Genomic DNA, 12,837 nt, shown 5'->3' on the forward strand with positions numbered 1-12,837 from the left:
TCGGCGTCGCCCTTATCATCGGAGCGTTCGTGGGCATCGCCGCTTTCCTGGGGTCGCTCATGAACTGGAACTTCATGATGGCCGGCTCCGCGAGCACGAATCCGATGCTCTTCGCCGTGGCCACGTTCCTGGTCCTGGCATGGAAGGTTGCGGGCCGCTGGGGCGCGGACCGCTGGCTGCTTCCGGCCCTGGGGACTCCCTGGGGACCTGGCAAGGTCTTCGGGAAGGGCAAGCAGACATCGCCGGGCAGGCCGCAGGAGCAGGCCGTCGGCTGACACGAATTATCCGTCTGAGTGGGCCTTAAGGCCCGGTCTCGCAAACGCCTGGGAGGGTTTCCGTACAACGAGGGGGTACACCATGACACCGGCACGTAGGCCATCGGCTATAAGAACGCGAGAGGGACGGCGTGTGTTACACCGGCCGTCCCTTCTTTTTTTGCCTCTCGGAGTGTTCAGACCAAAGGCCTGCCATCACTGGCAAACAAGTCACGGGCATTTGTCTGCGAAGGCAGACCAGACGAAACCGGATCAAAACTGTTGCAGGAGGTGACGTCAACAGGGCATAACCGTGCATGTGCAAGGCCACGGGTCAGACAGCTTCTCAATCAAACGGACTACAGGAGGTGTATATGTCGCGCAAAAAGGGCTTCTGGAGAGTCGCTGGGGTAGTCGTGCCGTCCGCGCTTCTGATACTATCCATAGCCGCTTGTTCCGGAGTCGCTCAGGCAGAGTACGACGCCGTGAAGCAGCAGGTCGCGGCTGAACAAAAGAAAGCGGCGGACCTGCAGGGTCAGTTGACGGCGGCAACGCAACAGACCGGCGCGAGTGCCCAGCAGGTCAAGGCCCTTCAGGAGCAGGTCGCCAAGCTTGAAACGCAGGCGAAGGCGTTCAAGGGAGCTCTCGTCGCCGCCGTCGAAGCAAAACCGATTGTCAGGCCGCCTCCCACCCCCGGACCAAGCCCGACGCCAAGGCCGATTCCCGCCGCGGAGTACACCAAGCTGGCCTTCTACGTTGACACCACGACGGGGAACCCCACTGAGTTCAACATCGGCTCCACAAAATCCTGCCTGAAAACGGGCAACTTCAAGCGTGGTATGCGGGTTGTCTTCCGCGCGACCATTACGGACACCTCAACCGGAAAGGTCCTTCAGAAGGCGGATGTCGCGAAGGCTGTCGTGAAGCTGCCGGATGGCAAGGAACTGCCGATGAGCTGGGGCCCACACGGAAGCACAGAAGTAATATGGATCTGGGTGACTGGCTGGACGATCCCGCCGGACTATCCTCTGGGCGTCGTGAAGTACACCGTTGAGGCGACGACCACGGACGGCAAGTCGGCCACGTTCAGAGAGATAGCTCCTGACGGCACAAACAGCGCTCTGACGGTCATCGAATAGCAGCGCTCTAGTCCAGGGGAGGCCTCCCGGGGTCCCGCCGGACCTCCCCTGGACTCAGGAAAGGAGTCGCACGCCGTTGAAACGGCTTTGAGCAGGTAAAGAAAGGGGGGACCTTTGATGATCGCACATGGTTCCCTGGGGATTCTACTGCTTCGAGCAGCACTCAGTATCGTCGCTGGAAGCATTCTGGTCATATCGTCCGCCTGCGTCACATCACCGTCTCCCGCCCAGCCACCGGCAGCCACATCCTCGTCAGCGCTGTCAGCCGCTGTTCCCCCCGGCGCTCCCGCGGCGCCAGCGCCCGCTCCGAGCGTTCCCGTCAAGCCGGCCAAGACGACTCCGGAGGTCGGCCCGGTGGGCACCGCCATTACCATGACCGCGGAGGGCCTGACGCCCGGCCAGGACGTGGAGTTCCAGTGGGCCACCGCGAACGGCTCATTCGCGATCAAGACTGATGCGGGCGCCGTCAAGTACGAGCAGCGCGTCTTCAAGCCCAGACGGATTCCGCTGGGCCGCGCCACGGTGGACGCGCAGGGCAAGGCGACGGCGACGTTCGCCGCGCCGGACGACTTCGGGGAGGTGCACGAGATATACGCCGTCGCCGCGGGCCAGGACGTGGCGCAGGGCGGGTTCCGCACCCTTCGCTACGCGACCATCAGCCCCACCGAAGGCCCGGTGGGCACGCCCATCACCATCACTGTCACGGGCATGGGATGGAAGCCCTTCGAGCACTCCATGGGCGTGCTGTACGACAACAAGTATGGCGGTTATATGTCCGCCGTGACCACGGGCGGCAAGGCGGTCTTCCAAATTCGCGCCGCCGGCCCGCCCGGCCAGCACACCATCCGCCTGCACAGCGCAGGCAAGTCCATTCCTTACATCAACATCCAGCAATCGCCGTTTTCGTACCTCCCGCAGTTCGACTTCGTGTTCACGGTCACGGACGACAAGGGGCCTCCGCCCGACAGCGTGGACAAGATTGACGGCTCCCGCGTCGCCGTCGCCAACGCGATTGTCCCGGGCGCCATCGCGAAGAAGACATCGGTAGCGTCAGGCATGACTGCCACGCTGGAGCCTGCGGCGGGCGCCGCGCTCTCCAAAGCCACGCTAAGGGCGCAGGGTCTTCCGCCCAACGTGCAGCTTGACCTTCTGTGGCTGACCGTTCAGAGCAGCCCGAATGCGCCTGCAAGCTGGACGCCGACGACCACCACGCTCACGAAAGTGACGACGACCCCCGACGGCGCGCTGACCGTCGACGTTCAGATCCCGGACGATGTGGGAGGGTGGCACGCGGTCCGGCTCGCGGCAGGCAAGGACACCATCGCGGAAGCGCCGTTCTACGTGGAGCGCAGCGTTGTCTCCGTCACCCCTCGTCGGGTCAGGATGGGCGATACCTTCACAATCAAAATCAAGGGCGCCGGATGGACGGAGCTGGACAACGGCGTGGCCGTGACGTACGACAATGCCTACATCGGCAACGCCATCGCTCAGGATGGAAGCGGGGACATCACATTGAGGCTGACCGCCACAGGCGGGAGCGGCACGCACCTGATTGACGTCTATCCAATGCTGCAAAGCGGCAAGGACAAGACCTGGTGGGGGTACCGCCTGCCGTTCCTCACCTTCGCGCAGGACTTCCCGGGTATGCAGCTCGGATACCGCCTGTCAGCGTTCCGCCTGGCGATAGAAGTGACCGAGTAAGGAGCCGAGCCATGAGACCGACAAAAGCTCTTGGAACATCAGGCAAGGCTGTCTCGTACCTCGCGCTCATTGGTCTGCTCGGCTTGAGCCTGGTCACGGGCGCCGCCGCGCCGCTCAGCGTCGCGCGCGATGATCAACAGGGCACGAACCCGTCGCGGAGCGCCGTCACTCTGAGCCCGGCGCGCGGGCCCATCGGCTCCATAACGACGTTGCGCGGCAGCGGCTTCGCCGCGAACGCGGCCCTGGACGTCCTCTGGCAGGATTGGAACGGTTCCTGGGACGCCAGAGGCGGCGGATTCAAGGCGCGCGAGTACAAGGAGCAGATGGTCCCGCTAACGCAGGTCCGAGCGGACGCATCCGGCGCGTTTGAGGCGCGGATTCAGGTACCCCAGGGGTTTGGTTTCAACCACGAGATCGTCGTGGCGCAGGGCGGAGAGCGGCGCGCCACGTCCGCATTCTTCGTCGAGATGCAGGCGCGGATGGCGCCGCAGAGCGGCCCGCCCGGCGTGCCCATCACCATCGAGTTGAAGGGGGTCGGCGTACAGCCCCGGGAACGCGACTGGGTCGTGCTCTACGACAACCAGTTCGCGGGCTGGATGTCCGCGGTCACGACGAAGGGAACGGCCACGGGCGTCATCACGGCCACGGGCGCACCCGGCAGGCACATCCTGGAGGTCTTCCAGGGGCCGTACTTCCCGGACCTGAACGCGGCGCACTCGCCGGACCCCACTCGACCGACGTGGACGTTCGAGTTCACGGTGACGGACGGACAGGCGATACTGCCGCCTCCTCCAGAGCAGCAGGGGCCGAAGCCCATCGCGGGGGAGCCGCCGAGAGACGCGAAAGGGCCGTTCATCTGGCTTGACCCGGCGAGCGGCTTCGTGGGGATGGATGTGACTGTCCGTGGAAGCGGACTTCCCGCGAACACCAATGTGCGACTGGACTGGCTGACGCAGTTCGGGCCTGACCCGGTGGTGGCGGGCGGCGTCCGTGCAAACGCGACCTTCCCGGTGGTGACGGGCAGGACCGCCGCTGACGGGACTCTGCAAGCGACGTTCAAGGTACCGGAGGATGTCGGGCGCGTCCATCCCGTCGTGCTCAAGTCGGGCGAGCAGTCGCTGGCGACCGGAGAGTTCAACGTACGTCCCAAGGCCAACTTCATCACGCCTGCAAGCGGGCCGGTCGGCACCGACATCACCATCAACCTGAAGGGCGTGGACGACACCGATACCGGCAAGATTTTCATCATCACCTACGACAACGCCTGGACGGGCTACGCCTGCTCCGTCACCAGTCAGGGTGACATAACAATCCACATCCCTGCGTCCGGCAAGCCCGGCTGGCACTTCATCAATCTGTACCCGGGCATGTACGAGCCGGTGGGCGGCCAGGGCATGTTCAACTACGGCGTGTACGACAACATGGAGGAGTTCTACATCTTCCGCGTTCCCCAGCTCACATATCTGGATGACCACCCGAACGAAAAGGACATTCCCGCGTTCCGGTTCGCGTTCCTCGTGACGGGTGAGACGAAGTAATGCGCGCGAGCAAGTCGAGATTCACCGTGCTGCTTGGCCTCGTGGCGATGGCTGTGGCGATGGCTGTGGTGCTGGCCGCCTGCGAAGCCACCAGCGGGTTCGCCGCCCTGGCCGCGCAGCCGGGCGCGTCCGTGCCAACGCCTGACATCGCGCTTGTGGGCACGGGAAGAAACGCGGCCCTGCGCTACGGCTGCCTGGGGTGCCATTCGCTGGATGGAAGCTCGCTGTCGGGCCCCACGTGGAAAGGCCTGTACGGTCGGGAGCTTGCGTTCACGGACGGCACGCGGGCTGTGGCGAACGACAAGTACCTTGACGAGGCCATTAAAGACCCGCTGGCGCGCGTGATCCAGGGATACGCGCCAGTCATGCCACCCAAAATGCCTGTCTCGGACGAGGAGGTGAGAGCCATTATCGCATTCATCAAGAGCGTGAAATGACGGCGTGGCACTCCAACGTCTGAAGTATCGGCCCCAACCACGCCGTGTGCCGAGCGCTCGGCGACCACGATAGGGAATCGCCGGCGTCCCAACGTCAATCAATAGGAGGCGCCTCCATGCCCACCCGTCACATCATCGCAGCGCTCGTCGTCGTAGTAGCGGCGCTGTTCACCATCCGGTGCGGCAGTTCGTACTCCGAACCGTGGATGGAGACTACCGTTCCAGAGCCCGCGCCCACGGCGGCTCCAGAGGTTGCTGCTGCTCCATCGTCCACCAGCGCACTGGTCGTGTCTGCGGCCACAGAGGGCGCTTCGTCCGCCGAAGTGTACCCCAGGTGGGAACGGGCGCAGGTGGATTTCAATCCGGGCGCCCTCAATCCCACCGGTGGAAATATTTCGGCGACTATCAAAACTCAGGACAAAGAAGCTCCCGCAATTACCTCGGTTACCTTCATATTGACCAGGCAGGGCGGCGTGACTGAAGAGAAGGCTGCCACGTCCTGCGGGACGACAACCCAGTCCAATGTTGTGTCCCGTTGCTGGGAGGTGACGTTCACCATCCCGGCGAATTCGGGGTCCACTCCGCAGGAATACAAGGTGACCGGCTCATCGCCGTCAATTGCGTCCGCTCAAAGCGGTGCCTTCACGATCCCGGCGCCGAATGCATCAAAGAGCTGCACGGGGATAAGCGTAGACTTCAATTAGGCCCTGGGTCTAAGATTCCCTTAGGCCACCTGTGCGACACAGATAGACACGAGACGCCTTCAGGTCTTGAGGAAGGGAAAGCGCGTCGCTGTGTGCTCTGCTGCTGGAAGAGACGGCCGCGTTTGCACGGCTCCATTGATGCGATCCACTCGCCGTCGGCCTGGACGGCCAGCAGGTGCAAACCAGACGCACTAGCCACTTTATCTGGTCGGTCAGACGGTCTGCCTGCGTCGGCGGGGAGAGGGGGAGAGAGGGATGGTGCGCTTGGTGGGGCTCGAACCCACGACCTCAGCCTTCGCAGGGCTGCGCTCTATCCAGCTGAGCTACAAGCGCGCTGTCTGCCGGGGAAAACCGGCCCGGCTATGTGGGGGGATGGTGCCGAAGGAGGGATTTGAACCCACACGGTCGTAATGACCACTGCGCCCTGAACGCAGCGCGTCTGCCAGTTCCGCCACTTCGGCATGTGCCTATTCGGTTGACCATCGTGGTGGGCGCTGCAGGACTTGAACCTGCGACTTCTTGCGTGTGAAGCAAGCGCTCTAACCACTGAGCTAAGCGCCCGAAAGTGATTGCCGTCGGGTGTACTTGGTGGCAACGGCAGGATTCGGACCTGCGACATGGCGCTTATGAAGCGCCCGCTCTAACCGCTGAGCTACGTTGCCAGTTCAATTGAACTCTGTGCAACTATAGCATGAGCATATCCCTCTGTCAAACGTGGCGGCATGCTGGCACAGCTAGGCGTCCGCTAGACCCGTCGTTCCGTCTCTCTGTCCGTTATGGTATCATCGGAACGTTGCGGAAGGAGGAAGGGACGGCATGGACTCATCCACTCTGATCAACTTCGCTGCCCTCATCATCTGTCTGGCCCTCTCCGCGTTCTTCTCCAGCTCGGAGACGGCCTTCATGTCCCTGTCACGGGTGCGCCTGCGCCACCTGGTGGACGAAGGCGCCGCCGGCGCGATGCGCGTCTTCCGCATGGTGGAAAACACCGACCGCTTCCTGATAACGATCCTGGTGGGCAACACCCTGGTGAACACCGCAATGGCGGCGGTGGGCACCGTCATTGCCGTGTCCCTGTTCGGGCCGGACCGCGGCGTGCTCATCGCCACGGTCGCCGTCACCATCGTCGTGGTTGTGTTCGGAGAGGTGTTCCCGAAGGTCATGGGCGCGCGACACGCGGAGCGCTTGGCGCTGGTCAACGTCGTGCCGCTGGAGGTAGCGGAAAAGGCGCTCTACCCCATAACCTGGCTTCTCCACAAGCTGATATGGGCCGTGGCGGGCCCTTCCGTCAAGCGAAAGCCGGCGCTGGTCAGCGCGGGCGAGCTCCGTGCGGCCATCGCGATGGGCCGCGAGGGTGGCGCCGTGGAGCACACCGAGGCGGAGATGCTGCACGCCATCCTGGAGTTTCGCGATCGACAGGTGCGAGAGATAATGACGCCCCGGAACGAAATCGTCCCGGTGGAAGAAGGCACTCCTCTTCAGGAATTCCTTGCCCTTTATAAGACGTGCGCTCATACGCGGTTCCCCGTTTACGAGGGCAGCCTGGATAACATCACAGGCATCCTTTCGGTCAAGGATGTGCTGCGCGTCATGGCGGAGCAGAAGCTGACGCCGGACAGCCCCGTGACGCGTCTCGTCAAGCCGACGTACTTCGTTCCGGAGACCAAGCAGGTCACGCACCTTTTTCAGGAGATGCGCGCCCGCGGAACGTCCATGGCGATCGTAGTGGACGAGTTCGGCGGCGTCGCGGGCCTGCTTTCCGTGACGCAGCTTGTGGAGGAGATCGTCGGCCCGCTGGGCGACGGGCAGCTCGAACCCGAGTTTAAGGCCATTGACGACAAGACCTTCCAGATAGACGGCGGCATGCGCATAGACGAGGCGAATGAGCAGCTCGGCCTTGGCCTGCCGGAAGGCGACTATGAGACGGTGGCCGGATTTGTCATGGCCCTGCTGGGGCACGTGCCCCAGCAGGGCGAGCAGCTCCGCCACGGCAGCTTAAAGCTGGTGGTCACCCAGATGAACGGTGTGAAAATCCAAAAGGTGCTCGTCACCCGTTCTTCGTAGTGTAGTGCTTCCAACGCTTCGTTACGGAAGGGGTTCGTCCGGAATGTCCGGCACGAGGGAGCCAGAGGGGGCGGAGCCCCGTAGCCTGTCCTGATCCTTCCCTGGAAGGACGAAGGGCTCACCATGAACGGAAGAACCACCGCTCACTCTGAGCTTGTCGAAGGGTGAGCAGGCATTTTGGAATGACTTCTAGCAGCCCCGCCATCACTTGAAAGCCTGGCAAAGGGAAACAAGATGCCTGTACAGCGTTTGCGCGTGACCTACCGGCGCGAGGGGCCGCTGAAGTTCCTGTCCCTTCTGGACATGCAACGGCTCTGGGTGCGCGCGTTTCGGCGCGCCGACGTGCCCCTGGCCTACACCGAGGGGTTCTCTCCGCGGCCCCGGTTCTCCTTCGCCGCCGCGCTGCCCGTAGGCGTAACCGGCGAGGCGGAGTTGATGGACGTGTACCTGACACGGCGCATAGCCCCGTTCTTCTTCGCGCGCGCCGTCAATCGCACGTTGCCACAAGGGGTGGAGGTCATCCACGGCGAGGACGTGGATGTCAACCTGCCCTCGCTCCAGGCGCTCACGCGGTCGGCGGAGTACCGCGTCATCCTGGAAACGGGCGCGGCGCGCGAGGCGGTGGAGGACGTCGTGCGACGACTCCTTGCGCGGTCCTCGCTGCCCTGGGAGCAGAAACGCGAAGGGTCGGTGCGACACTACGATCTCCGGCCTCTGGTTGAAGACGTGCGGGTAGAGGATGTCGCGGGAGGCAGGGCTGTCCTGTTCATGCGCTTGAAGATGGACATGTCCGGCGCAGGCCGAGCGGAGCAGGTGACGGCGGCGCTTGGTTTCGCCGAGCCTCCGCTGGCGGTGCATCGCGTTCGGCTCATTCTGGCGAGGCCCGTGGAAGTGCTCGCCGCCCGGCATGCTGCTCCCATGCCGTCCTCTCCTCGTGCCGCCGGCGGGCCGGACGACCCGCGGGACGATGTCGTAGGGGCGGACCCATGTGTCCGCCCTGATGTCCGCGGCGTGACCGACGCGCCATGAGCGCGCCGGAGCAGCACACGGGGCTGGACCCCGCGCGGCAGCGCAAGGCGCGGGCCTATGGCAAGGCCAGCCGGTTGTTTTTCTTCCTGGACCTGGCCCTGGCTTTCGCGTACCTGGTTGCCGCCGTTGCGCTGAATGTCGGCGGCGCGCTTCGGGACCAGGTGCCCGCGCCGGCGCCCATACTTGCCGCGCTGGCGTTGGCTGTCCTGATCGTCGTGTACGATGCGGTAACGCTGCCCCTGCGCGTTTACGTCGACTATCTTTTGCCCCTGCGCTACGGCCTGCTGACCCAGAGCTTTAGCGGGTGGCTTCTTGATATGGCGAAACGCGCGGGCCTGACGCTTCTATTGGGCGGCGCGCTCCTGGGCGTGCTCTACGTCCTGCTGGAGCTTGCGCCTGGCTACTGGTGGCTGCTGGCGACGCTGGCCTTCGTGCTGGTCTCCATCTGCATGGCTGTGCTGCTTCCCCTGGTCATCGTCCCTCTGTTCTACAAACAGAAACCTCTTGAGGATGGGGAGTTGCGCACGCGTCTGGAGCGCATGGCGGAACGTGCAAAGGCGCGGGTGGCGGGCGTGTTCACCATTGACGTAAGCGCGAAGGGCACGGTGGCGAACGCCGCGCTCATGGGCATGGGCCGTACCCGGCGCATCGTCCTCACCGACACCATGCTCCAGACGTACACCGCCGACGAGATTGAGGCGGTCATGGCCCACGAGATGGGCCACCACGCCCTGGGGCACATTCCGTGGGGAATCGCCGCCCAGGGGGCGCTCGTGGTGGCGCAGCTTTATGCGGCCCACGTCGTCGCGGCGCGCCTGTTCCCCGCCTTCGGCTACCGCGACCTGTCGGACGTGGCGGGGCTGCCTGTTCTGCTGCTCGTCCTTGCCGTTGCGGGCGCGCTGGGCGTGCCCGTCACCAGCCTCCTGAGCCGCCGGTTCGAGCGCGCCGCCGACCGCTTTGCCCTGGAGCAGACGCGCGCGCCCATCCCCTTCATGAGCGCCATGACCAGGCTCACGGACCAGAACCTGAGCGAATCCGACCCGCCGCGCTGGCTGCACCTGCTGATCGGCTCTCACCCCACGTACCGCGAGCGCGTCCGAATGGCGGAGGCCTGCGCGCCGGAGGATGCGGGCGCCGCAGCGCGCGCGCACGGCGAAGTCCCGCCCGTGAAGGTATGACTGTGCTGCTTTATCTTGTCCGCCACGGCCAGACGGACTGGAACCGCCTCCATCGCATCCAGGGCCACAGCGATACTCCGCTGAACGAGACGGGGCGCGCGCAGGCGCAGGCTCTTGCGCGCACCTTCGCCGAGAAGCCGCTGAGCGCTGTTTACTCCAGCCCGTTGCGCCGCGCCCGCGACACCGCCGAAGCCATCGCGCGCGTGCACCGCAGTCCCGATGAATCGGGACGGCACGGGCTGTCCGTCCGGACACTGGATGAACTTAAGGAACTGCAAGTGGGCGCGCTGGACGGCGTGACGCTCACCGAGATGCGGGAGCGGTACGGCGACTTTCTGGCGCGCTGGCGGCGGGATGCGTCGGTGCGCCTGCCCGGAGGCGGCGAGACGCTGGTGGAGTTGCAGGCGCGTGCATGGCCCGCGATCCAGCGCATCGGCCAGGTGCATGCTGGCGAGCAGGTGGCGGTCGTGACCCACAGCTTCCTCATGCAGGTGGTGATCAGCGCGGTCCTGGGCCTTCCCCTGGACCATTTCCGGCGTGTGCGCGTGAGCGAGGGAGGAGTCAGCACCGTGGAGTTCTCTTCAGACAGCAGGCCGCGGCTGGTGGCCATGAACGACTGCTGTCACCTGTCGGTCGGCGCGAGGAGCGGCTATGTCTTCTAGAACCCGTTCCAAAATTCGGCTTCATGGTTCGACAAAGCCTGCCCTGAGCGAAGCCGAAGGGCTCACCATGAACGGAAAAACCACCGCTCACCCTGAGCTTGTCGAAGGGTGAGCAGGCATTTTGAAATGACTTCTAGGACTACGTCCAGCGGCCTCCCGCGCGTGGTCAGGGCCTTTGCGGAGACCCACGGACTTGCGGGCCGTGCCCTCGCGGAGCGGGGCCGTGCCGGGCCGCTGGTGGTGGGCGTTTCCGGCGGGCCGGACTCGGTCTGTTTGCTACACATCCTGGCCTCGCTGCAACGGAAGCTGGGGCTGAGCCTCCACGTGGCCCACCTGGACCACGGCCTGCGCGGCGCGGAGGCGGAGGCCGACGCCGCGTACGTCGCCCGCCTGACCGCCGACATGGGCGTGCCCGCTACAGTGGAGAAACGCGACGTCAGTGCCTACCGGCGGGGGCGCAAAGGACTATCGCTGGAGATGGCCGCGCGCGAGGTGCGCTACGCCTTCTTCGCGGACGTCATGCGCGCGCAGGGCGCCTCCACGCTTGCCCTGGCGCATACCGCCGCTGACCAGGCGGAGACCGTCCTGCTCCACGTCCTGCGCGGGTCGGGGCTTGGCGGAGTGCGCGGGCTGCGGCCCGTTGGCCCGTGGCCGCTGAGGGCGGGCGACGCATCCTGGAAGGTCGTGAGGCCCCTTCTGGACGTATCGCACGCCCAGACAGAGTCCTACTGCCGCGCTCACGCCCTGGAGCCGCGCACCGACGCCTCTAATCGTGACCTTTCCTTCTTGCGGAACCGCGTCCGGTGGGACCTCCTTCCCGTACTGCGCCGGTACAATCCGCGCATCGAGAGCGCACTGGCCCGGCTGGCCCGCGCCGCCGGCGACGACCTGGACTACATTGACGCCCGCGCCGCGGAGGCCTGGCCCGCCGTCGTTCGCCCCGACCCTCGCGGCCTGGTCGTTGATGCGCAGGGCTTCGCTGGATTGCCCGCCGCGCTCCAGCGCCATATCTGCATACGGGCGCTTGAAGAGGCGCTGGACGGCCCGCAGGGCGTCACCGCCGCCCATGTGGAGGCTATGCTGGGCGCGCTGCGGAAGTCCGTGGGCCGCTCCCTGCGCCTGCCGGACGGCCTCGTGCTTTCGGTGGAGCACGGCGGCCTCGTGCTCGGTCGACAACCAGAGTCGCGCTCACCGTTCCCGCCCCTCGCGGGGGAGCACCCGCTGCGCGTGCCCGGCGCAACGCGCCTTCCCGGCTGGCGCATCACGGCGCGAGAGATGGCGCGGGAGGAGGTGCGCAGCCTCCCGACGGGCTACCAGGCGGCCCTGGACCGCGCGGCGGCGGGCGACTCCCTCGTCGTGCGGGCGCGGCGACCGGGCGACCGCTTTCAGCCTCTCGGAATGACGGAGCCGAAAAAGCTACAGGACTGCATGGTGGACGCCAAGGTGCCGCGCCTGTGGCGCAGCCGCATTCCGCTGGTCTGTTCGGAGAGAGGCGTGCTCTGGGTCGTAGGATGGCGCATCGGCGAGCGAGTCAAGGTGACTGAAGCGACCCGCCGCGTCCTGCTGCTGGAGTTCGAGCCGGTCGGAGCGTGACCGCGAGGCAGCTTTGCACATAAACCGCCTCCGAGGGGTGACTTTTTGTGCAACTGCTCCTCACCCTGCGTTTACTATCGTCTATGTCGCTAGTAAAACACCGATATGTTGACAACGCAAGGAGATAGTCCATATGATAATGACCATTGGATATAGTGGAGGTTGGCATCATGCCAGATACGACCGTCCCTGCTTACAGGTGCGAAAGGTGTGCTCACACATGGGTGCCTCGAACGATACGCTCCCCGAAGACATGCCCCAATTGCAACAGCCCGTACTGGAACACGCCGAGGGTTAGAGAACAGAAGAAGGCTTAGTGAGCATCATTTGACGGACAGGGAGGCTCTGTGGTTGTCGAGATAGTCAGACTAACCCCGCCATCAATGCTGGACATTCCACATCAGCGCACTTGCGCATGTTCAGAAAACCATATCAGTTGTGCTAATGCGAAGGACTGGATCAAAGGGCAAATCGGCGTGTGGCAGTTCAATTACGAACAGCGCGACATGCGGGACAAGAACGTGCATCCGGCGACCTT

General features: G+C 64.7%; 12 protein-coding genes and 4 tRNA genes. 12 read left to right on the forward strand and 4 right to left on the reverse strand.

What is annotated here, in order from left to right:
- From Q7T26_08745 to Q7T26_08770, 6 genes are all read left to right on the forward strand, one after another.
- On the forward strand, positions 1 to 275 hold a 275-nt coding region (locus Q7T26_08745; GenBank protein MDO8532238.1), incomplete at its 5' end, for a hypothetical protein.
- Positions 276 to 628: 353 nt separating this feature from the next.
- Positions 629 to 1,393, forward strand: coding sequence for a hypothetical protein (locus Q7T26_08750; protein ID MDO8532239.1), 765 nt, complete (start codon positions 629 to 631; stop codon positions 1,391 to 1,393).
- Positions 1,394 to 1,747: 354 nt separating this feature from the next.
- Positions 1,748 to 3,094 (forward strand): hypothetical protein, encoded by a 1,347-nt coding sequence (locus Q7T26_08755; protein MDO8532240.1) that lies wholly within the window; start codon positions 1,748 to 1,750, stop codon positions 3,092 to 3,094.
- Positions 3,095 to 3,105: 11 nt separating this feature from the next.
- Positions 3,106 to 4,632, forward strand: coding sequence for a hypothetical protein (locus Q7T26_08760; protein MDO8532241.1), 1,527 nt, complete (start codon positions 3,106 to 3,108; stop codon positions 4,630 to 4,632).
- Positions 4,632 to 5,069, forward strand: coding sequence for a c-type cytochrome (locus Q7T26_08765; GenBank protein MDO8532242.1), 438 nt, complete (start codon positions 4,632 to 4,634; stop codon positions 5,067 to 5,069). Before Q7T26_08760 ends, Q7T26_08765 begins: the two co-directional genes overlap by 1 nt.
- Positions 5,070 to 5,185: 116 nt before the next feature.
- Positions 5,186 to 5,773 carry a hypothetical protein gene (locus Q7T26_08770; GenBank protein ID MDO8532243.1) on the forward strand — a complete coding sequence of 196 codons (588 nt, stop codon included), beginning with the start codon at positions 5,186 to 5,188 and terminating at the stop codon, positions 5,771 to 5,773.
- A 256-nt stretch (positions 5,774 to 6,029) separates the two neighbouring features.
- Here Q7T26_08770 and Q7T26_08775 read toward each other — a convergent pair.
- The 4 genes from Q7T26_08775 to Q7T26_08790 form a co-directional block, all read right to left on the reverse strand.
- Positions 6,030 to 6,106 (reverse strand) — tRNA-Arg (locus Q7T26_08775).
- 40 nt (positions 6,107 to 6,146) lie between these two features.
- Positions 6,147 to 6,234: transfer RNA gene (locus Q7T26_08780), tRNA-Leu, on the reverse strand.
- 24 nt (positions 6,235 to 6,258) lie between these two features.
- Positions 6,259 to 6,334, reverse strand: a tRNA-Val gene (locus Q7T26_08785).
- A gap of 25 nt (positions 6,335 to 6,359) precedes the next feature.
- A tRNA-Met gene (locus tag Q7T26_08790) sits at positions 6,360 to 6,435 on the reverse strand.
- A gap of 154 nt (positions 6,436 to 6,589) precedes the next feature.
- On the opposite strand from Q7T26_08790, the gene Q7T26_08795 reads away from it, so the two are divergent.
- The 6 genes from Q7T26_08795 to Q7T26_08820 all read left to right on the forward strand — a co-directional run.
- Positions 6,590 to 7,837: a hemolysin family protein gene (locus tag Q7T26_08795; GenBank protein ID MDO8532244.1), complete on the forward strand. Its 1,248-nt coding sequence runs from the start codon at positions 6,590 to 6,592 to the stop codon at positions 7,835 to 7,837.
- A gap of 234 nt (positions 7,838 to 8,071) precedes the next feature.
- Positions 8,072 to 8,866, forward strand: a complete 795-nt coding sequence (locus tag Q7T26_08800) for a TIGR03936 family radical SAM-associated protein (protein ID MDO8532245.1) — start codon at positions 8,072 to 8,074, stop codon at positions 8,864 to 8,866.
- Positions 8,863 to 10,044 (forward strand): M48 family metalloprotease, encoded by a 1,182-nt coding sequence (locus Q7T26_08805; protein MDO8532246.1) that lies wholly within the window; start codon positions 8,863 to 8,865, stop codon positions 10,042 to 10,044. The genes Q7T26_08800 and Q7T26_08805 overlap by 4 nt, the downstream gene beginning before the upstream one ends.
- 2 nt (positions 10,045 to 10,046) lie before the next feature.
- Entirely contained in the window at positions 10,047 to 10,706 is a 660-nt protein-coding gene (locus tag Q7T26_08810) for a histidine phosphatase family protein (GenBank protein ID MDO8532247.1), read from the forward strand.
- Positions 10,707 to 10,832: 126 nt separating this feature from the next.
- Positions 10,833 to 12,299, forward strand: a complete 1,467-nt coding sequence (gene tilS / locus Q7T26_08815; GenBank protein MDO8532248.1) for a tRNA lysidine(34) synthetase TilS — start codon at positions 10,833 to 10,835, stop codon at positions 12,297 to 12,299.
- Positions 12,300 to 12,646: 347 nt separating this feature from the next.
- A partial coding sequence (locus Q7T26_08820; GenBank protein MDO8532249.1) for a site-specific DNA-methyltransferase occupies positions 12,647 to 12,837 on the forward strand: 191 nt, incomplete at its 3' end.

This window comes from Dehalococcoidia bacterium (assembly GCA_030648205.1).
Lineage (GTDB): Bacteria > Chloroflexota > Dehalococcoidia > JAUSIH01 > JAUSIH01 > JAUSIH01.